Origin of the sequence: Oleidesulfovibrio alaskensis DSM 16109, assembly GCF_000482745.1 — a bacterium.
GTDB classification, from domain to species: Bacteria; Desulfobacterota; Desulfovibrionia; order Desulfovibrionales; family Desulfovibrionaceae; genus Oleidesulfovibrio; species Oleidesulfovibrio alaskensis.
Window position 1 is genome coordinate 239110 of the sequence record NZ_AXWQ01000006.1, and the last position, 20347, is coordinate 259456.

The following is a 20347-nucleotide window of genomic DNA, read 5'->3' on the forward strand; positions in this document are numbered from 1 at the left end:
AGGAGAAACAAAATGAAACCAAACTATATACTTTTACTTGGTTTTGCCGCTGTGTTCAGTTATTTGTCATTCGTTACCTGTTCCGCTGCGCAGTCAGGTGCACATACACCGCAGAACACACCGGCCGTCAGCGGAAAAACATGGCACGGCAGCACCCTGCCGGACAAAGAAGAACTGAAGGCAAAGCTGAGTCCTCTGCAGTTTGCAGTAACGCAGCATGACGAAACAGAACCGCCGTTTAAAAACGAATACTGGGATAACAAACAACCCGGAATTTACGTGGATATAGTTTCCGGAGAACCTTTGTTCAGTTCGACCCACAAGTACGATTCCGGTACAGGGTGGCCCAGCTTTTACCAGCCGCTTGCAGCCGGACACATTGTGGAAAAAGAAGACCGCGGCCTGTTCTTCACCCGTACGGAAGTACGCGGCAGACTGGCCGATTCGCATCTGGGGCATGTTTTCAGCGACGGACCGCCTCCCACGGGCCTGCGCTACTGCATCAACTCTGCAGCGCTCAGGTTCATACCGGCAGACGCACTTGACAAGGAGGGCTATGGAGAATTCCGGTACCTTTTCGACCAATGAGACCGTTAGAAATTCACTTTTGATTTCGGGGCAGAAAATAATCAAAAGTGCAGTCGGGTTTCATTAGTCTTTACATGGCAGAAAAGTGCAAAGATCCCATGTGGCGCCGGCGGGCCGCCCAGATACCTTCATATTGCCTTTTACAGGCTCAACCATCTGCAAGGATTTCATATGAAGCTCGGCTGGAAGTTGTCCCTCCCCCAGATAGTTATCGTGCTGGCCCTCGGTGTCGCCAGTTACACCGTCATCAGTTCTTCGTTTGAGCGCATGCAGGAAAAATTCGTCTCCTCCATGGTGACGGATGTCTTTCACGCCGTTGATTCAGGCATCGACACGGCCGGAACATCGGCGCTGGCTCTGGCAGCGGCCTTCAGCCGCCAGCCGGAAGTCATAGCAGCCTTTCAGCTGGCCCACAGCGGCAACATAAACGACGAAAATTCGCCGCAGGGGCAGGCTGCCCGCGACATGCTGCGCAAATCCATGGCACCCGCACTGGCAGGGTACGAAAACAGCACAGGCCGCAAAATGCAGCTGCACTACCACCTGCCCAACGGCCGCAGTCTGGTACGCCTGTGGCGTAAAAAACAAGTGCAGCGCAACGGAGTCTGGACTGATGTTTCCGACGATATCAGCAGCTTCCGCAACACCGTGCTGGATGTGAACCGCACCGGCAACCCCGTACAGGGCATTGAGCTGGGACGCGGCGGCTTTGTGGTGCGCGGGGTGGCTCCGGTCAAAGGGCCCGACGGCAAAGCGCTGGGATCCGTTGAAACACTGGTGCCCTTCGACCCCATTCTTGAAGCAAGTTCCGGCCATGGCACCAGCCTTTCTCTGTTCATGAACAAAGACCAGCTTTCCGTGGCCCGTTCTCTCAACGATCCGCAGAAGTATCCGCTGACCGGAGACAGCTTTGTGCTGGTAAGCGGGCACGACAACGCCGCACTGCTGGAAGATGTTGACACGCAGCTGCTCGAAGAGGGCAAAACAGGACTTGCCGTCAGACGCCACGGCACACAGGCTCTGGCCACGCACCCTGTGCGCGACTACCGCGGCCAACAGGTTGGCGTGCTGGTATGCGCTCTCGATCTTTCCGAATTCGTCGCCATAAAGGCATACTCCTCCAACATGCTGGCCGCCGCACTGGCTGTCATTCTGGTTCTTCCCGCAGTGGCTTCGTTCATACTGCTGCGCCGGTTCATCATCCGCCCTGTCAGCCTTATGGTTGATAAAATAAAAGACATTGCAGAAGACAGGGCCAATTTTGACGACCGGCTGCACGACAGCCAGAAAGACGAAATAGGCGACCTTGCCCGCTGGTTCAACACCCTGATGAACAAGCTGGGACTGATGATGACCGACATGCAGCGCTATGTGGACGTGCTCAATACGGTACCTGATCCCATTTTCGCCGTGGATGAAGAATACAACATCATCATGGCCAACAAAGCCACGCAGGACTTTCTGGGACTGGACACGAACAAGCTGAAAGACTGCAACTGCCATGACCAGTTCAGCACCGAAGTCTGCCAGACGGAACGGTGTCCCATTGAAATGGCCAAGAAAGTCAACGGGCCGGTAAAGGCCGACATCATGTCCATAGACCGCGACGGTCAGACGCTGTACGTCAAGCCTTCTGCCGATGTGCTGCGTGACGCGCAGGGACGCAAGATGGGCTATGTGGAAGTGGCCTCCAACGTGACCGACCTTGTGCATTCGCAAAACGCCATCGAAGAACAGCTCGCACGCATCAGCAAAGTGAATGAGGCCACACGCGAAGCGGCTTCACAGGTTACGGACACCACGCACCAGCTTTCCGGTGAATTCGAGCAGATCAATTCCGGCATACTGACCCAGCAGCAGCGCGTAACCGAAACCGCAACGGCCATGGAGCAGATGAACGCCACGGTGATGGAGGTGGCCAGAAACGCTTCCGCCGCCGCGCAGCAGACAGCCGATACCCGCGATCAGGCACTGGAAGGAGCCAGAATAGTGGGTGAATCTGTCAATGCCATACTGCGCGTGCAGCAACAGACGGCGGCACTTAAGGAAGTAATGCAGAACCTCGGCTCGCGGGCGGAAGGCATAGGACAGGTAATGACTGTCATACGCGACATAGCGGACCAGACAAACCTGCTGGCACTCAATGCAGCCATTGAAGCAGCCCGCGCGGGTGACGCCGGACGCGGGTTTGCCGTGGTGGCGGACGAGGTGCGCAAACTGGCCGAAAAAACCATGAGCGCTACCCACGAAGTGGGCGACGCCATCAGCGCCATTCAGGACGGTGCACAGGAATCCATCAGAAATGTGGACACCACCACGGAAATGGTGGGCAATGCCTCGCAGCTTGCGGAACAGTCAGGTGCCGCTCTGAACAAAATAGTGGAGCTGGTCAACCTTTCCTCATCGCAAGTGGACGCCATTGCCACTGCCGCCGAGGAACAGTCGGCGGCAAGCGAACAGATACGCAGCGCCATGGACGAGGTGAATCATATTGCCAACGAAGTGGCCGAACGCATGGGCGAATCCTCAAACTCCGTCCACAGCCTTTCGGAACTGGCTTCTCAGCTGGATATGCTGTCCAAAAGCTGACTCCGGCAACACGCTGCGCAAACTGAATAAAAAACCGGCCGGTGCATGCACCGGCCGGTTTATTCCGTGCAAAAAACTACCGCACTCTGACCACGGGAAAACGGGGCGGCAGCTCAATACCGGCCCGTCTGCGCACGGCATCGGCTCTGGACTGTATTTCGTCCAGCAGCCCTTCCATATCCACGGTCAGCACCTTTCTGTCACGCATCAGCCAGCGGCCGTCACACATGGACGATTCCACATTGGCGGAATACATGGCGCCCACCAGCGCCGACACAGGGTCGTGCACCGGCAATGACCCGAAGTCGCGCGGATTCACCACCATCAGGTCGGCCTTCATGCCTTCGCTCAGCGAGCCTACGGAATCATCCATCAGCATACAGCGGGCCCCCATGACGGTGGCCATTTCAAGCACCTTGTCCGCCGTTACGGCACACGGGTCAAGGTGCCGTCCTTTATGGATCAGCGAAACAAGGTACATTTCACTCATCATGTCCATATGGTTGTTGCTGGGTGCCCCGTCCGTGCCTATGGAGACGGCCACGCCCTTGCGCAGCATTTCCGGCACCGGAGCAAAGCCCAGATACCGCATGGCGGCAGCGGCGTTGTGCGATGTTTTCACATCATGCAGCGCCAGCAGGTCCACTTCTTTTGCGGTAAGCCATACATGATGCACGGCCAGCAGATTGGGTCCCAGCGCGCCCAGCGCACCCAGATGTTCCACTGTCGAGGCACCGCGGGTCTGCCGGGCAAAACGGACTTCTTCCTGAATTTCGGCCACATGCATATGCACACCGGTCTGCAGGGTGTCTGCCATATCCTTGGTGGCCACAATCAGTTCATCGGAGCAGTTGAAAATGGTACGCAGGCCGAACCATACTCCGATACGGCCGCCGGCCTTGCCGTGCCAGCGGTCATACAATCCCTTCTGCTCTGCCAGCACCTCCTGTATGGGGCGCACCCACCCTTCAGGCAGCCCTTCGCCGCAGTCCATGCTTGAAATGCACAGACGGGCGCGCAGCCCCAGATTTTCCACAGCGCGGCCGGTGGCGTCCATATGCTGCCCGCCCGCCTCTGCAAACGTGGTCACGCCCGAGCGGATAAGTTCGCAACCGCAGGCAAGGGTCGAAAGGTACTGGTCTTCCTCTGTAAGTGCACTTTCAAAGGGCCATGTACGGTCGTGCAGCCAGGTAAGCAGATCCACGTCATCCGCAAGACCTCGCTCAAGCTGCTGCGATGTGTGCACATGCGTGTTAACCAGACCGGGCAGCACCATGCGCCCTGTCAGGTCCACCACCTCGTCCGCCTGATCCGCCTCTGCGGGGTCAACTGCCCCCACAGCGGCTATACGGTCGTCTCTGACCAGCACATCGCCGTTTTCAAAAACACGGCGTTCCGAATCCATGGAAAGAATAGTCGCATTGCGGAGAAGAATGGTACCCATGACGTTTCCTTGATTATTCTGCGTCCTTAGGCAGGATGAGATTGAGAACGACAGCGGAAACCGCGCCCACGGCGATGCCGGATTCCACAAGATAACGGACCAGCGCGGGCAGACGGTCACGCAGTTCGGCAGGCATGAAAACAGCGGCCAGCGTAAGCAGAATGGGCAGCCCCATAACCAGCATGTTACGTTCGGAAAGCGTGACGGTACGCACCACGCGGAAACCGTTCATGGCAATGACCACGCAGATGACGGCAAAAACACCGCTGATGACCGGTCCGGGAATACTGGCAATGACGTTCATCAGCTTGGGCACCATGCCCAGCACCAGCAGAATTCCTCCGCCCGCCATGATGGCCCAGCGGCTGGCAACGCCGGTAATGGCAATGATGCCCGCATTGGTGGAATAGCCTGTCACAGGCGTGCCGCCCAGCATGGCACCCAGAAAACAGCCCACGCCTTCGCCGAAGGTTCCGCCGTTTATCCGTTCATCATCCAGACGCGAACCTGTCACCGCCTCCACGGCAAACCACGTTCCCGTGGTTTCCACCAGCACCACAAGGTATATGAACACCAGTGTCAGCGCGGCGGAGACGTCGATATGCGGAGTACCGTAGGGAAAGATAACAGGCAGCGCCAGCCACGGGGCGGCGGCCACGCTGTCAAAATTCACCATGCCGAAGGCGGCGGCGGTAAGGGTTCCTGCTGCCATGCTGAAAACAACAGACCCCATGCGCACCACCTGATTAAATCTGCCGGGACGCGAACCGGCAACAGTGAGCACCACCAGCACCGCAGCGGACACCAGCGCCACGACGGCATTATGCGCAGGATCGCCGAAATATCCGTAGCACCCCTTGAGTGCCACAGGCATAAGCGCAATGCCCACAATGACAATGACAGTGCCCCCCACAAGCGGCGGAATGAAAAAACGCACAATCTTGCTGAACACACGCAGCGGTTTGCCGAGCAATGTCATGACAAGCGCCCCCGGCAGCAGAGAACCGAACATGGCGCCCAGCCCCAGAGAATTGCCTATGGCGGCCAGCGCCCCGATGGGCACATAGGAAGGTCCCTGCATGACAGGCAGGCGGATGCCGAACCCCGCCTGGATAAGTGTGGCCAGCCCCGCAGCCACAAAGGTCATCTGAATGAAAGTTGCGGTTTCCGGCACGGAAAGCGAAAGCAGCCCGGCCATGACAAAAGGAGCGATATACACATCCATGGCAAGCACATGCTGCAGGCCCAGTGCAAACGCTTTCAGGGGGGAAACAGGCTCATCCACACCTACCGTAAGGTGCAGTTCGGTATTGCGGCTCATCAGCGGCCCTCCGTACTGATGCAAAAAAAGTTGAGTGTGACGCAGGGGGCTTTCGGTACTCTTTCACGCAGCGCATGTAAAGAGCGCATGCGCTGCAGCGGCTGCTGCCGCATAATTCTGCCGCACCATAGCCCGCATGCGCAGCCCGCACTTTCTGCAGCAAAGCAATAACACCGGCGGCACCCCCCGAGCATGCCCTGACGGCGGAGACACTGCCATTATCTTCTGCCGCCCGCGCGCACCGGCTGTCGGCATACTTCCGTTGCCCTTGTTCCCCGATTGCTGCTATGTGTACAATATACATACAGCAACGTCAGGAGCCGACCATGCCTTTCAGACTCTCCCCCGCCACCATCATACCGGTCCTGGTCACCGTCACGGCGGTTTTTCTTTTCATGCCGCAACGGGAAGAACCGGCAGGGGTCTTTCAGGGGTATGTGGAAGGCGAATATGTATATGTGGGCGCCGGTGCCGGAGGCAGGTTGGAACGCCTGCCCGTACGCCGCGGCGACCATGTGCTTGCCGGTGACGTGCTGTTTGCGCTGGAAGAAGGACAGGAAGGACCGGCCGTGCGCGAGGCCGAACATAACGTGCGCAACGCTCTGGAAAAACTTGAAGACCTGAAAAAAGGCCAGCGCCCCAGCGAACTGAGGGCCATTGAGGCCCGCCTGCGTCAGGCCGATGCCGCCCGCGAACTGGCCGGTGATGTGCTTACCCGCCGCGATGCACTGTTCAAGGAAGGCACCATTTCGCGCGAAGAACTGGACCGTGCCCGCACGCAGCTGGATGAGACAGCCGCAAAGGTGCGCCAGATACGGGCCGAACTGGCCACAGCCCGCATGGGAGGACGTGAAGACGCCATACGCGCAGCGCAGGCGCAGGCGCAGGCGGCACAGGCCCGTCTGCAGCAGGTGCGCTGGCAGCTGGACGAAAAAATCCAGCGCGCACCGGCTGCCGCTGTGGTGCACGACACACTGTACCGCACCGGTGAATGGGTACCCGCGGGCACACCGGTGGTCACGCTGCTGCCGCCGCAAAATATCAAGGTGCGCTTTTTTGTCCCGCAGCCGCTGGCCGGCCGCATCCGCACGGGCGACAAGGCCGTGGTGCATGTGGACGGCGGCGGAGCACCGGTCACCATGTGCGTCAGCTACATTGCAGACAATGCCGAATACACGCCACCGGTCATCTATTCCAGCAGGCAGCGGGCCAAGCTGGTATTCATGATGGAAGCTTCGGCCTGTGCCGCGCCCGCCGCCGCAACACCGGACCGCACGCCGCAGCATCTGCCCGCCGTGCAGGACCATCCTGCCGCACTGCATCCCGGTCAGCCTGTGGATGTTCTGATTCCCTCGCTGCGTACCGGACCCGCGCAGTCTCAGGGCTCCGCTTCCGGACAGGAATAGCCCATGCAGACACCACCATTACAGGACAGCACGGCATCCGCCCCGCAACAGACGGCACCCGCAGGCGCAACAACCGCCCCCCCGCTGGTCATCGACGTTCGGGGCATCACCAAATCCTTCGGCCGCCGCACGGTGGTCAATCAGCTTGACCTGCAGGTGCGGCGCGGTGAAATTTTCGGGTTTCTCGGCCCCAACGGCTCCGGCAAGACCACGTTTATCCGCATGCTGTGCGGGCTGCTGCGTCCCGACAGCGGCAGCGGCACATGTCTCGGGTTTGATGTGCTGCGCGAAGCTCACCGCATCAAGCCGCTGGTGGGATATATGACGCAGCGGTTCAGCCTGTACGAAGACCTGACAGTTACCGAGAATCTGACCTTCGCCGCCCGTATGTATCAGGTTGCCGACCCTGCGCGCGCAGTGGAGTCCAGTCTGGACCGCATGGGACTGCGCCGGTTTGCCGGACAGCTTGCGGGGCAGCTTTCCGGCGGATGGAAACAGCGTGTGGCACTGGCCGCCGGCACCCTGCACAGTCCCCGTCTGCTGCTGCTGGACGAACCCACTGCGGGGGTGGACCCCGGTGCCCGCAGAGACTTCTGGGATCAGGTGCACATGCTGGCGGAAGAAGGCATCACTTCGCTGATAAGCACCCACTACATGGATGAAGCCGAGCGCTGTAACAGACTGGCATACATCGCATACGGCAACCTGCTGGCGCAGGGCACGGGCGAAGAGCTTATAGCGGCATCAGGACTGAACACATGGCGGGTCACCGCACAGGAACCGCACCACGCCGCACGGGCGCTGCGGGGCAGGCCCGGCGTCGAACAGGTGGCGGCCTTCGGCAATGCCCTGCATGTAAGCGGCAAAAACGCCGGACTGCTGCGTGAAACAATGATGCTTCTGGAATCAGAAGGGGCCGCATGCCGTCCTGTGGAAACAGGGCTGGAAGAGGTGTTCATCAGCCTCATGCAGTCACACAGCCCCGACGTCCGGCACACCGGCACGGAAGAGCCGGACGGCGGAAAAAACGGCAGACATATACCGCCGTACGGAGGGTCCGGCGCATGAACGGTCTGTCATTGCGGCGTTTTTTTGCCATTGTCGCCAAAGAATTCATCCAAATGCGGCGCGACCGCATGACACTGGGCATGATGCTGGGCATTCCGCTGCTGCAGCTGGTGCTGTTCGGCTTTGCCATAAACTCCGACCCGCGCAATCTGCCCACGGCCGTACTGGCCGCAGACAATTCGCCGTTTGCCCGGTCGGTTGTCAGCGCCATGCAGACCAGCACCTACTTCCGCATCACCCGGCATGCCGCATCACGTCAGGAATTACGTCACCTGCTCGATTCCGGTCAGGTGCAGTTTGCCCTGACCATTCCCGAAGACTTTTCACGCCGTCTGCTGCGCGGCGAAAAACCCGTTCTGCTGCTGGAGGCGGATGCCACTGATCCCATGGCTTCTGGCGGCGGAACAGGGGCCTTTGCCGAAATTGTCCGCAGAGCGCTGCAACGCGACCTGCAGGGGCCGACCGGCATTCCCCGGCAGGAACTGCCTGTGACCATCCGCATTCATGCCGACTACAACCCGGAAGCCGTCACCCAGTACAACATCGTCCCCGGACTCATGGGGGTTATTCTTACCCTTACTCTGGTGGTCATCACCGCCGTGGCCATCACCCGCGAACGGGAACGGGGCACCATGGAATACCTGCTTTCAACGCCGGTCAGTCCGCCCGAAGTCATCATCGGAAAAATACTGCCGTACATTCTTGTGGGCTACGTGCAGATGACACTTATCATCGCAGCCGCCCGATATGTGTTTGCAGTGCCCATAGCAGGCGACATCTGGCTGGTGTTTACGCTGGCCCTGCCGTTCATCGGCGCAAACCTGAGCATGGGTGTCACCTTCTCCACTTTTGCCCGCAACCAGCTTCAGGCGGTGCAGCTCTCCATCTTTTTCTTCCTGCCCTCACTGCTGCTGTCGGGCTTCATGTTTCCGTTCCGCGGCATGCCGGAATGGGCACAGGCCATCGGTTCAGTTCTGCCGCTCACCCATTTTTTGCGCATCGTGCGCGGCATACTGCTTAAAGGCAACGGATTTGAGGCTTCATGGCCTTCGCTGTGGCCCATACTCGTCTTCTGGCTGGCTGCCGTGGTGCTGGCACTCAAAAGATACAGCAAAACACTGGACTGACCCGCTACACAGCCAGCCGGTACGCAGTGGCCGGTCCGGCTCCGCTTCTGGTCACCAGCCCCCGTTCGAACAGCCCCTGCAGGTCTCTGCCTGCCGTGCGGTCAGAAATATCATATGTGAACAAGGCCATGTATTCACGCCGTGTCATGCTCCGGTGCGTCCGCAGATGCTCCAGAGCCTTTATCTGACGCTCATTGAGCCCCTGCAGCCCTGCATCTTTCACACCGGCCGGCACTACCTGCCCGCCCCGCACAGGACCGCGGGCAGGCGGCCCTTCCGCCATTGCCTGTCCTGCGGCAGAAAGCGGCTCATCACCCTGCCCCCCCGCGGGAACGGAAGCTCTTCCGGCATCGCGGCGCTCACCATCGGCCCCGTGGCCCTGCCCGGCGGTAAAAGGCCGCCACTGCGATGCCACGGCGGCCGGCTCTCCAGCTCTGCCCACAGGGATATCCGCAGAATGTATCAGCCCCTCGCGCGCATTGACGGCGGCCTGCAGAATGCAGTTTTCCAGCTCACGCACATTGCCGGGCCATGAGTACTGCATCAGCGTCTGCATGGCTCCTTTGGTCAGTGCCAGATGCGGCAGCCCCAGCACTTCACGCGCACGGTCCAGAAAAAACGCCGTCAGTGCCGGAATGCTTTCCAGATGCTCACGCAGCGGGGGAGTGCGCAGCGAAAGCACCTTGATACGGTAGTAAAGGTCCTGCCGGAACCTGCCGGCGGCTATCTCCTCCTGCAGGTCAACGTTGGTGGCGCAGATAACCCGCACATCCACCGCATACTCCGCATCGGCTCCCAAAGGCCGTATCCGGCGGCTGGCGATGGCCCGCAGCAGCGCCTGCTGCACCTTGGAGGAAGCTGACTGGATTTCGTCCAGAAACAATGTGCCGCCGTGGGCATGCACAAACGCCCCGTCTCTGTCTGTCTCCGCCCCCGAATAAGCACCCTTGCGATGACCGAACAGCGCGTCCAGCAGCAGATTTTCATCCAGTGCGCCGCAATTTATGGGTACCAGCGGGCCGTTGCAGCGCCTGCTGGCTTTATGCACGGCTTCGGCTGTCAGCTGTTTGCCGGTTCCGGTTTCGCCTTCAATCAGAATATCGGCATCCACCTGTGCGGCCCTGCCTATGTCGGCCTTGAGCCGCCGGATGGACTCGCTGGAGCCTTTAAGCACTCCCAGCGCGGAATGTTCAAACTCCTGTGCCGGACTGAGTTCCTCTGCAAAGTCGACCTGTTGCAGATTGGCATAGTGTGTGAGCTTGCGTGTTTTTTCCTCTATCTCGGCAGCCTGCAACCCCATGGTCCGTATCATGGCATTGACGGCCCGTTGCAATGTCTGCACCTCGTAGCCCCTGAAAACCTCTTCCACCGGCTCGGGCGACGGCTGCAGAGCGGCAGATTCCACCCTGCGGGCAAGGCGCAGCAGGGGGGCACCGCAAAAGCGCCCGACAAAATACAGCACCAGCGCGCTTACAGCCAGCACCGCCACGCCCACGGCACACAGAATGGCCGCCTGCCTGCTGCCCAGCACATGCGGCAGCAGACTGCGGTCAACACTGAAGGCCACCCCCCACACCTGCGGCGGGGCATCGTCGCTGATGCGGTACAGAACAGGTGCCCCCGCCTCCATCATGATGGTGGGAAAAAACAGCCCGTCCCCGTGCTCCCAGTGCTGGGTAAGTGAGGGTTCTTTTTTTCTGGCTCCGGCGATACCGCTCCAGAAGCTGCGGTATTCGTCGGACGGCAGAAACGCACCGGCCATGCCCGGCAGTCCCAGCGTGCCGCGCACATCCTGACGGGACTGCACCGGCTGGCAGGTTTTGTTCTGTTCGCTGGCAGATTCGTACAAAATCCATCCGCGGGGGTCGGCAAAATAGCTGAACCGCCTTGCGGGCCGCCGCTGAAAAGACTGCAGCGGCGAATCGTCGGACTGCAGGTATGTGAGAATCGTACCCAGATGATCGGCAGCCACCAGCAGCGAAAGAGCACCGCCCACCCCGCCGTCAGGCCCTTTCACCGGTGTGGAAAAACGGATAACGGGCATGCTGGTCAGCTCGCTTTCAAAAGGGCCCTGCACAAGTACCCGCGCAGGAACCACACGGGAAACTGCAACCTCGCCAACCCTTAATCCTTTAATATCTCTCGATAAAAAATCGTATCCGTCCGGACGTCCGCCTATCTCGCCAGAATCACGCCAGACACCGGAAGCATGCTCGCCACTGCGCACATAGTGCGCCCGGCGACCGTCGGCCAGCACCACAACCACTTCCACGGCGTTGCTTTCCACCAGTCCGCCCACTCTGTTCAGATAGCCGCCCAGCCCTTCATCAGTTGCGGCAAAGTCAGCCAGCAGCAGGGCATTATACCGTACTTTCTGCAGATAGCTGCTTATCTCGTACGAAACGGCCATGGTGCGCGTCTGTACTGCCCGTCCCAGAGCCATCTGCAGCGCATCGAACGAAAAATACAACGCAACGCCGCCCTGCAACCCCACCAGCAAAAGCAGCAGAGGTGCAGTGAATAACAGAAGAATCTGAGAGATAGGCTTTTTTTCCAGAAACATGGACAACCTCGCCGCCAGCAGGCCTTTCAGGACATACGTCGCAGAATATAAGAAGACACATCAAGCCATAGCACCTGCCGCATTCCGACTCAATATTTTTTATATTCTTAATAATCAGCATATTAGAAAAACACATCAGGCCACAGGCACACCCCGTGCACAAGCAGCTGCATTCACGGTCACAACAACGCTGAAAAACAAGTGGACACTGCCATGCAGAAAACCAACGCAATGGGACACAAACTGGCTATCTGGGTTTCGGCCTTTGTGCTGCTGTTCGTCTCTCTGACGCTGGCGCTGACCTACACGCTGGTATCCCACGGTCTGGAAGCGGCCTACGCCAGACGCTCCAGCCAGTACCTTTCCAGTATTGTCCGGCAGCACTCCATACAGATCGACAGCTTTCTGCGCGAACGCAGGGCCAACCTCGCCTTTCTGGGCAAGTCGCGCACCGTGGACGAACTGCGTTCGCACGGTCATCTGGAGTGGCTGCTATGGCGGCTTAACGGACAGTACGAAAATGCCTTTGAGGATCTGAGTCTTATCTCTCCGCAGGGAGAAGTGACCGCATACGCCGGACATGAGGGCCTGCTGGGCAGCAATGTATTTGAAGCCCGCTGGTTCCAGCGGGCCATAGCTAAGCCGTCCTATGTGGGCGACGTGGTTGCCATGCCGGACGGATCCCCCAAGCTGGTTGTCACGCTGCGGCTGGGCAGCGCCAAGGAACCGTGGCTTATCAGCGCCACTCTGCGCATGCAGCTGATGGCCGATCTGGTCCGCTCCGCCGCGCAGTTCACCGAAGGCGACGTGGCCGTCATCAACCGCGCGGGCGTGCCGCAAAGCGGCCTGAACGCAAGTCAGGAACAGGGCCGCCCCGTCAGCGCCATGGCCGACAAGCTTTTTGCCATGCATGCCGCATCGGGCAGTGCAGTCACCACCTACGAGCAGAACGGCGACCTGTATGTGTTTGCCGACCTGAATGAAGGCCGCTGGCTGCTTGTGTCGCGCACCCCCAATGCCGCCATACAACAGCCCTTTGCCGCTCCCAAAAAGCAGCTGCTCGACAAGCTGATACTGCTGGCGCTGCTGCTCATCGGCGGGGCAGCCATGTTTGTGCACTATGTGACCCGCCAGACCAGACGGCTGGCCGCAGAAAAGGATTCGCTGAACACACAGGTCATTGAAGCCAACAGGCTGGGCGCGCTGGGCGAACTGGCGGCAGGAGTGGCGCACGAAATCAACAACCCGCTGGCCATCATCCGCGAAGAAAGCGGCTGGATTGAAGACGTGCTGGATGACGGTTTTGATAATCCGGAAGCACTGGAAGGCGAAATCCGCCGCAGTGTCACGCAGATAAATACCCAGACCCTGCGATGCAGAGACATCACCCACAAGCTGCTTTCGTTTGCGCGCCGCAGTACCGGCCATGAAGCCTGTGTCGATGTAAACATGCTGCTGCAGGAAATAGTGGGCTTTGCCGAGCAGCGCGCCCGCTACATCAACGTGACCACACGCATGCGGCTGGACCCTGCCCTGCCCATGCTCTCCGCCAGCCCTTCAGAACTGCAGCAGGTGTTCATCAATCTGGTGAACAACGCGCTGGACGCCATGGAAGACCGCCGCGACGGCACCCTGACCGTCACCTCGCGCCTGCAGGGAAACACGGCTGTCATCACCGTAAGCGACACAGGCCAGGGCATACCCGACACCCTGCTGAACAAGATATTCGACCCGTTCTTCACTACCAAGTCGGTGGGAAAGGGCAACGGTCTCGGTCTTTCCATCTGCCACGGCCTTGTGACCCGTGCAGGCGGAGATATCCGGGTCCAGAGCGAACTGCATAAGGGAACCACCTTCACCGTCGAGCTGCCCGTCACCCCATGCTCGGCAGAACCAACAGGCAACGCAGACAGGAGTATCTCATGAACGTTTTACTGGTTGATGACGAAGTGGCCTTTGTGGAAGCCCTCGCACGGCGGCTGACCCGCAAGAACATGACCGTGCACACTGTGCACAACGGACCGGAAGCCCTGGATTTTCTGCGGAAGAACCCTTCGGTGGACGCAGTGGTGCTGGACGTGGTGATGCCCGGGCCGGACGGGCTGAAGGTGCAGGAAATCATCCGCAAGGAGTTTCCTCTGGTGGAGGTCATCATGCTCAGCGGCAACTCCACAACGGCCATGGCCGTACAGGGGATGAAGCAGGGCGCCTTCGACTATCTTTCAAAGCCCTGTTCCACCGAAGAGCTTATCGAAAAGCTGCACGAAGCCAAACGCAGACGAGATACCTACTGCGAGGAACTGGCGGCGCTGAAGGCAGGCGACATAGTGCTGCGCAGAGGCGACTAACCCCGCAACGCAATATATCCTCCATACACCCTACTGCCCGCCATGATGCGCACCAGCCCGTCACGCGCATCATGAAGCCGGAGGCACCGCACGGAGCAAAGGCAATGCCCGCATACACCCCGAAGAGCAATCCCCGACACAGCCTGAAACCGTGCGGTGCCGACGGCACCGCGGAAAAAAAAGACAATGCAACAGGATATGAAAATGCAGGAGCCGCACATGACAGCCAATGACAGTCCCCATGTTCTGCTGGTGGACGATGAACCCGCCTTCGGCGACGTACTGGCCCGCAGGCTGCGCCGTCGCAATATCCGGGTCACCCATGCGCTGGACGGCGACACAGCCCTGCGCATGCTGCTGAACAACGAGTTCAGTGCCGTGCTGCTCGACCTGAAAATGTCCGGCATCAGCGGGCTTGAAATTCTGAACGTGCTCAGCCGCATGGTGCCCGACGTGCCGGTCATCATGATTTCCGGCCATGCCGATCAGGAAACAGTGGCGCACTGTCTGGCCAACGGCGCCTGTCAGTATCTGCCCAAACCGTGCGATGCCGACGAAATCGTCTCCATAATAACCCGCATGCAAAAAAACTGACCAAGGTATCAATGAGGAGTTTCACATGGAAGCAACCTTCATGTCCCCGCAGGTGCTCGCCGTCACGGCAATTCTGATTCTGGCCCTGTACTTCCTTGTCACGGAAAAATGGCCCCTGCCGCTCACCGCTCTGGGCATCATCGTCGGTCTGTGTCTTGCCGAGGCGCTGGTAGGCGGCATCCTGTCCTTCAGCAATATTTTCGGTTCGTTCGGCAGCCGCGGTCCTCTGGCGGTGGCCATGCTGTTCATTGTCAGCCGGGGGCTCATACGCTCCGGGGCACTGTCATTCGTGGTCAATCTGGCCGCGCGGCTTACAGGCGGCAAACCGCTGCGGCTGATGATATTCATGGTCACCACGGTCATCACGCTGTCCGCATTCCTGAACAACACCCCCGTGGTCATTCTGTTCATCTCCATCATCCTCATGCTGTGCGAACGCTTCCGCCTCGTACCCTCCAAGTTCATGATCCCGCTGTCCTTCGCGTCCATTCTGGGCGGCACGTGTACGCTTATCGGTACTTCCACCAACATCATTCTTTCCGACATGATGGTGCTGAACAAGCAGGCCCCGCTGGGCATGTTCGAACTGTCCGTGGTAGGTGTGCCGCTGGCCATCATCGGCGGGCTGTTCCTTATATTTGTGGCTCCGCGGCTGCTGCCGGAACGCAAGTCGACATTCATCTCCAGCGGCGAACAGCAGGAAAACCTGTACCTTTCCGAAGTGGTGGTGCCCGAAGGCAGCCCGCTGGCGGGGGTGAAAATAAGCGAAGCCTCCTCTGTACTGGGCAGTTCGGGCAGTGTTGTGGAACAGAGCAGACAGGGTGAAATGCTGTATCTGCCCGGCAGGGAGGATCAGATTATATACGCGGGCGACCTGCTTGTGGTCAGCAGCCCGCTGGATACTCTGACATCGCTGCTTGCCAGCCGCATCATCGTGCTGCGCCACGGCGGCGACCTGTTCCTTTCCGGTCCCAGCGACGCGCGCCCCATAGCGGAACTTATCGTACCGCCCGCATCGCGGGTACGCGGCCGCAGGCTTTGGAACACCGCCCCTGGGCGCGACGAAAACATCACAGTTATCGGCGTACGCCACAAGGAAGGGCACTACGCATGGCAGAAGACCAGCCAGCTGCGACTGGCAGCCGGCGACACCCTGCTGGTACAGGGCACCCGCGCAGCCATGGACTCGCTGGCATCGGACGGCGATTTCATCATCATGGAAGAAGCCGGTCAGAAGATTCACTACTCCAACAAGGCACCTCTGGCGCTGGGCCTGTTCCTTGCCATGGTTGTGGTTGCCTCTGTGGGCATCATGGGCATTCTGCCCGCGGCCACCATCGCGGCTTTCCTTATGATTCTCACACGCTGCGTCAACCTGAAGGAAAGCTTCCGTTCGCTGGACGGTGAAGTGCTGCTGCTCATCATCGCCACCATATCGCTGGGCAAGGCCCTTTCGCAGACAGGTGCGGCAGATGTTTACGCCCACGCCTTCCTTACCCCCTTTGAAGGCGTATCGGCGCGGTTCATCCTTCTGGCCGTGGTCACACTGACCGCGCTTATCACCAACTTTCTTTCCAACAACTCGGCTGCGGCGCTGCTTACACCCGTTGCCGTTTCCATAGGTATGGAGCTGGGAGTCGACCCCCGCGCGTTTCTTATAGGCATCGCTCTGGGTGCATCGGCATGCTATCTGACGCCCATCGGCTATCAGACCAACCTGCTGGTATACGCCCCCGGCGGCTACAAGTTTTCGGACTTCATGCGCGTGGGGCTGCCCATGACCCTGCTGGTCATCGTGCTGGCCACTGTCATGATTCCCATGTTCTTCCCCTTTACGCCCCTGCAGTAGGAGGACCGAGCCATGATGATGCAGGATACGGTACATGCCATTGTTGTGGATGATCAGGAAAAGCTGGCGGAAGTGATGACCAAGCGCCTGAAAAAGCGCGGCATGGACGTGACTATGGTTACGTCGGGCGAAGCATGCCTGAAGGCACTGGCCGCCCGCCCCGACACCGATGTGGTGGTGCTGGATATCTCCATGCCCGGTATGAACGGTCTGGAAACGCTGGCCGTCATCAGAAAGCAATACCCGCTGGTGCAGACAATTCTGTACACCGGCAACCCGACCCCCGAAAACGGCATACAGGGTCAGGAACTGGGCGCCTTTTACTTTCTGACCAAGCCGGCACACATGGAAGAACTTGTGGACCTGCTGCACAGCGCCAAAGCGCGCAAGCAACGCAAGGCCGAACAGGTTTCCAGACTGGCACAGTCGGCCATGGAACAACCGCAGTAGCGCGGCATACCTGTTCCCCTCCGGAACACCCCGGCGGCTGCCGGCAGCGTCTCTCCTGCGCCGGACTGTCTGCATCCCCGCAGCACTGCACAGGCAGTCACGGAGCGGCGGCGGTCATGTTCACCCCTTCAGGCGCCTCCGCCCTCCCCGCCCGACGGGCGGGGCATGGCAGCAGGCCGGAACATAACGGAGACCGGGAACAGTCCCATAACGGAGCGGCCCGCACCATATGTATGGTGCGGGCCGCTTCTGCATGGACGGCAGAGCGCAGCCCCGCCGTCGGTATGCGCCGTCAGCATGCTACCGGCGACGCGGTAAAAGCAGCGACGCAAGCACTCCGGCTGCCAGAGTGCCAATGACAATAAGCACGCTGACCTGCGGCGAAATATGAATGCCCGTATCACCCACGGCATGATTCCACGACTGGACAGTCATTTTTACCGCAATGAAAAACAGCAGGGCAACAACTGCTTTTTTCAGATGCACCAGATACTCGGTAAGCGCCGCGATGACAAAATACAGCGTGCGCAGCCCGAGTATGGCAAAAATCATGGCCGCGTAAACCAGAAGCGGTTCTTCGGTAACCGATATGACCGCAGGTACTGAATCGAAAGCAAAGGCGAGGTCGGAAGCTTCCACCGTCACCAGACACAGAAAAGCCGGAGTGGCGTACCAGAGCCCCTTGCGGGTTATGGCTCCTGCACTCTGCGCTGCGGGTATTTCGCTGTCCTTCACAAAAAAACGCTCGCCGTGCAGGCGGGTGTAGACCGGCATCATCCGTCCTATCCAGTTCACGCTCCAGTGGTGGGTGTAGTCTTCTATCTCCATACCGGAGCTTTTGTCCCGCAGCATCTGGACACCGCTCCACGCCACAAAGGCGGCAAAAAGAAAGCCCACCCACGGTGCAGCATAAAAAAGTCCGGTACCGATAACCACAAACACCGCTCTGAAAGCCAGCGCTCCCATGATACCCCAGTACAGAATCCGGTGCTGCAGGTGTGAACTGATGCCGAAACTGGAAAAGATGGCAATAAAGACCACAAGATTATCCACGGAAAGACTTTTTTCCAACAGATAGCCCGCCAGATACATGTCCGCCCAGTGCCTGTCAAAGCGCACCCAGAGATATACATAGAATAACAGTGCTATGATAATCCAGAAAGCACACCACTTCGATGCGTTCCCTATGGATATTTCTCTGACATTTCTGTGTGACACAAGATCAAAATACACAGAAAGAGCTATGACACCAAAAAATACTATGATTACCTCAACAGGAAAACCAAAGTGTTCCATACCTTCTCCAAAAAATATCATTTTTTATATATTTCTGCATACCATGATGCAGGACAGAAGAAAGCAAAAATACGAACCATAAAATTTGTCAACACAAAAGATTCAAGACAATTATTTCCCGATTGCAAAGTGCATACTGCAGCACCACATCGTGCAATGTGCATATCCATTATGCACATTGCAGTGCATATTGCTGCACATGGACACACTCCATACAGCACAGACATGCAGTACCGCCTGGCAAAAAAGCGGCACAGCGTCTTCTGCATCCGGGCACCGCATCATCCGGCGGCGGCAACATTTTGCGGACACAACAAAAAAACGCCCCCCGCCGGAAACGGCAGGGGGCGCAGTCATTGCATTCTGACACTTACAGCTGAAGGGGTTCTCCGGCAAGAGGCGTAAGCACCACCTCTTTGTTTTCACCGAACCCGAGAGAAAACTTTCTGCCGTATTTGGTAAGAAAATCGTTTTCAGCAATAAACGGAACGCCGCCGATCTCAACGCGCGCGTCTTCGTCTTCATCTGCCTCGTCAATGCCCAGACCGAGCACTATCTTGGCGTGTCAGCCACCGCCAACCTGATACTCGCGCAGCCGCACGCAGCTGTCTTCATCTTCGTCCTCCAGCATGCCGCGGAGTTTTTCCAGCATTTCTTCAGGCACTGTCAGTTCAAACATATTGTCATCCTCTTGATTGTCTGATGTCAGACCATGACGGTCTCAAGCCCGTGCCGGGCAAAGCGCTGCAATACGGCGTCCAGCTGCTGCGGCGTGTACTGCGCAACAGCGGGAACAGGCTTGCCCAGTGCCGCATATTTACTTTTGCCGAAGGCATGGCACGGCATCACTTCAATGGTTTTGCGACCGGATTCCGCAAAAAAGGCTGCCATGGCGGCTATATTGTCCTCGGAATCATTAAGCCCCGGCATCAGCGGCATTCTGATGCGCACCTCGGTGCCGGAACCGAGTGCGGCGCGCATGTTGCGCAAAATGACCGCATTATCTACGCCGGTCAGCGTTCTGTGCTCCTGCGGGTCCATGTGTTTGCAGTCAAACAGCAGCAGGTCGGCCAGTTCAATGGTGCGGTCAAACCGCTCTTCGGGACAGTACCCGCAGGTATCCACAGTGACGTGGTAGCCGGCATTCTTTGCGGCTTCCAGCAGCTCCAGAAAAAAAGCACCGCCCGCTGTCGGTTCTCCGCCGCCGAAGGTCACGCCCCCGCCGGAGTTGAAATAAAACAACTCATCCTTACGGACGATGTCCATGACCTCGGCCACGGTCATAAGCCTGCCCGTCATTTCCCGCGCATTGGCAGAACACACGGCGGCACACGCGCCGCAGTGCGTACACTTCTCAAGATCGCGGACAGATCTGCCGCCGGACATGCTGACCGCTCCGGCAGGACACACAGCGGCACAGGCCCCGCACCCCGTGCACAGCTCGTCAAAATACAGCATCTGCGGTGCGGTTTTCTGCGATTCGGGGTTACTGCACCACAGGCAACGCAGGGGACAGCCTTTCAGAAAAACCGTGGTGCGCAGCCCGGGGCCGTCATGCACGGACATCCGCTGGATATTGTAGATCATTCCTTGAGTCATGGTAGTTTCCGCCACTGTTTGCAAAGCCGGGCAAAGCACGCCGCAGCCGCATCGGAGTTGTAAAAAAAGGGGCCTGCAAGGGCAGGCCCCTTCCACATATCGTCC

16 protein-coding genes are annotated in these 20347 nt (G+C 58.8%); 10 read left to right on the top strand and 6 right to left on the bottom strand.

The window, feature by feature from the left end; translation table 11 throughout:
* Positions 1 to 12: 12 nt before the first annotated feature.
* Positions 13 to 588: a peptide-methionine (R)-S-oxide reductase MsrB gene (gene msrB, locus H586_RS0106165; RefSeq protein WP_027181590.1), complete on the top strand. Its 576-nt coding sequence runs from the start codon at positions 13 to 15 to the stop codon at positions 586 to 588.
* A 171-nt stretch (positions 589 to 759) separates the two neighbouring features.
* Entirely contained in the window at positions 760 to 3177 is a 2418-nt protein-coding gene (locus tag H586_RS0106170; protein ID WP_027181591.1) for a methyl-accepting chemotaxis protein, read from the top strand.
* Between the two features lie 76 nt (positions 3178 to 3253).
* On the opposite strand, the gene H586_RS0106175 is transcribed toward H586_RS0106170, so the two are convergent.
* Together H586_RS0106175 and H586_RS0106180 are read right to left on the bottom strand one after the other, a co-directional pair.
* Positions 3254 to 4621: an amidohydrolase gene (locus H586_RS0106175; protein ID WP_027181592.1), complete on the bottom strand. Its 1368-nt coding sequence runs from the start codon at positions 4619 to 4621 to the stop codon at positions 3254 to 3256.
* Between the two features lie 13 nt (positions 4622 to 4634).
* The gene (locus H586_RS0106180; protein ID WP_027181593.1) at positions 4635 to 5942 is read right to left on the bottom strand and encodes a nucleobase:cation symporter-2 family protein; all 1308 of its coding nucleotides are present in this window, start codon (positions 5940 to 5942) and stop codon (positions 4635 to 4637) included.
* A 326-nt stretch (positions 5943 to 6268) separates the two neighbouring features.
* Here H586_RS0106180 and H586_RS18360 point away from each other — a divergent pair, with 326 nt between their 5' ends.
* The 3 genes from H586_RS18360 to H586_RS0106200 are packed head-to-tail and all read left to right on the top strand — an operon-like array spanning position 6269 to position 9543.
* On the top strand, positions 6269 to 7348 hold the full coding sequence (locus tag H586_RS18360; protein WP_051363889.1) for an HlyD family secretion protein: 1080 nt from the start codon (positions 6269 to 6271) through the stop codon (positions 7346 to 7348).
* Positions 7349 to 7351: 3 nt separating this feature from the next.
* Positions 7352 to 8416: an ABC transporter ATP-binding protein gene (locus H586_RS18365; protein ID WP_051363890.1), complete on the top strand. Its 1065-nt coding sequence runs from the start codon at positions 7352 to 7354 to the stop codon at positions 8414 to 8416.
* Positions 8413 to 9543, top strand: coding sequence for an ABC transporter permease (locus tag H586_RS0106200; protein WP_027181594.1), 1131 nt, complete (start codon positions 8413 to 8415; stop codon positions 9541 to 9543). Before H586_RS18365 ends, H586_RS0106200 begins: the two co-directional genes overlap by 4 nt.
* Positions 9544 to 9547: 4 nt before the next feature.
* On the opposite strand, the gene H586_RS18370 is transcribed toward H586_RS0106200, so the two are convergent.
* Complete coding sequence (locus tag H586_RS18370; RefSeq protein WP_051363891.1) at positions 9548 to 12106, bottom strand: sigma 54-interacting transcriptional regulator; 2559 nt, start codon at positions 12104 to 12106, stop codon at positions 9548 to 9550.
* Positions 12107 to 12319: 213 nt separating this feature from the next.
* Between H586_RS18370 and H586_RS0106210 the strand changes: the two genes are divergently transcribed.
* The 5 genes from H586_RS0106210 to H586_RS18375 all read left to right on the top strand — a co-directional run bounded on the left by H586_RS0106210 (position 12320) and on the right by H586_RS18375 (position 17347).
* Positions 12320 to 14032 (top strand): sensor histidine kinase, encoded by a 1713-nt coding sequence (locus tag H586_RS0106210; protein ID WP_155891349.1) that lies wholly within the window; start codon positions 12320 to 12322, stop codon positions 14030 to 14032.
* Complete coding sequence (locus tag H586_RS0106215) at positions 14029 to 14454, top strand: response regulator (protein ID WP_011366779.1); 426 nt, start codon at positions 14029 to 14031, stop codon at positions 14452 to 14454. Before H586_RS0106210 ends, H586_RS0106215 begins: the two co-directional genes overlap by 4 nt.
* 219 nt (positions 14455 to 14673) lie before the next feature.
* The gene (locus tag H586_RS0106225; RefSeq protein WP_011366778.1) at positions 14674 to 15048 is read left to right on the top strand and encodes a response regulator; all 375 of its coding nucleotides are present in this window, start codon (positions 14674 to 14676) and stop codon (positions 15046 to 15048) included.
* Between the two features lie 25 nt (positions 15049 to 15073).
* Positions 15074 to 16897, top strand: coding sequence for an SLC13 family permease (locus tag H586_RS0106230; RefSeq protein WP_051363892.1), 1824 nt, complete (start codon positions 15074 to 15076; stop codon positions 16895 to 16897).
* 12 nt (positions 16898 to 16909) lie between these two features.
* A complete protein-coding gene (locus tag H586_RS18375; RefSeq protein ID WP_011366776.1) occupies positions 16910 to 17347 on the top strand; it encodes a response regulator in 438 nt (145 codons plus the stop codon).
* Positions 17348 to 17647: 300 nt separating this feature from the next.
* On the opposite strand, the gene H586_RS0106240 is transcribed toward H586_RS18375, so the two are convergent.
* The 3 genes from H586_RS0106240 to H586_RS0106260 all read right to left on the bottom strand — a co-directional run bounded on the left by H586_RS0106240 (position 17648) and on the right by H586_RS0106260 (position 20242).
* Positions 17648 to 18643, bottom strand: a complete 996-nt coding sequence (locus tag H586_RS0106240; RefSeq protein ID WP_027181597.1) for a TerC/Alx family metal homeostasis membrane protein — start codon at positions 18641 to 18643, stop codon at positions 17648 to 17650.
* Positions 18644 to 19013: 370 nt separating this feature from the next.
* A complete protein-coding gene (locus H586_RS21195; RefSeq protein WP_011366774.1) occupies positions 19014 to 19196 on the bottom strand; it encodes a hypothetical protein in 183 nt (60 codons plus the stop codon).
* Positions 19197 to 19348: 152 nt separating this feature from the next.
* Positions 19349 to 20242, bottom strand: a complete 894-nt coding sequence (locus tag H586_RS0106260; protein ID WP_027181599.1) for a glycyl-radical enzyme activating protein — start codon at positions 20240 to 20242, stop codon at positions 19349 to 19351.
* Positions 20243 to 20347 lie beyond the last annotated feature (105 nt).

Bases quoted from the DNA above. Each gene is read 5' to 3' on its own strand.
- msrB (WP_027181590.1), top strand. From the start codon at position 13: ATGAAACCAAACTATATACTTTTACTTGGTTTTGCCGCTGTGTTCAGT.
- H586_RS0106170 (WP_027181591.1), top strand. From the start codon at position 760: ATGAAGCTCGGCTGGAAGTTGTCCCTCCCCCAGATAGTTATCGTGCTG.
- H586_RS0106175 (WP_027181592.1), bottom strand. From the start codon at position 4,621: ATGGGTACCATTCTTCTCCGCAATGCGACTATTCTTTCCATGGATTCG.
- H586_RS0106180 (WP_027181593.1), bottom strand. From the start codon at position 5,942: ATGAGCCGCAATACCGAACTGCACCTTACGGTAGGTGTGGATGAGCCT.
- H586_RS18360 (WP_051363889.1), top strand. From the start codon at position 6,269: ATGCCTTTCAGACTCTCCCCCGCCACCATCATACCGGTCCTGGTCACC.
- H586_RS18365 (WP_051363890.1), top strand. From the start codon at position 7,352: ATGCAGACACCACCATTACAGGACAGCACGGCATCCGCCCCGCAACAG.
- H586_RS0106200 (WP_027181594.1), top strand. From the start codon at position 8,413: ATGAACGGTCTGTCATTGCGGCGTTTTTTTGCCATTGTCGCCAAAGAA.
- H586_RS18370 (WP_051363891.1), bottom strand. From the start codon at position 12,106: ATGTTTCTGGAAAAAAAGCCTATCTCTCAGATTCTTCTGTTATTCACT.
- H586_RS0106210 (WP_155891349.1), top strand. From the start codon at position 12,320: ATGCAGAAAACCAACGCAATGGGACACAAACTGGCTATCTGGGTTTCG.
- H586_RS0106215 (WP_011366779.1), top strand. From the start codon at position 14,029: ATGAACGTTTTACTGGTTGATGACGAAGTGGCCTTTGTGGAAGCCCTC.
- H586_RS0106225 (WP_011366778.1), top strand. From the start codon at position 14,674: ATGACAGCCAATGACAGTCCCCATGTTCTGCTGGTGGACGATGAACCC.
- H586_RS0106230 (WP_051363892.1), top strand. From the start codon at position 15,074: ATGGAAGCAACCTTCATGTCCCCGCAGGTGCTCGCCGTCACGGCAATT.
- H586_RS18375 (WP_011366776.1), top strand. From the start codon at position 16,910: ATGATGATGCAGGATACGGTACATGCCATTGTTGTGGATGATCAGGAA.
- H586_RS0106240 (WP_027181597.1), bottom strand. From the start codon at position 18,643: ATGGAACACTTTGGTTTTCCTGTTGAGGTAATCATAGTATTTTTTGGT.
- H586_RS0106260 (WP_027181599.1), bottom strand. From the start codon at position 20,242: ATGACTCAAGGAATGATCTACAATATCCAGCGGATGTCCGTGCATGAC.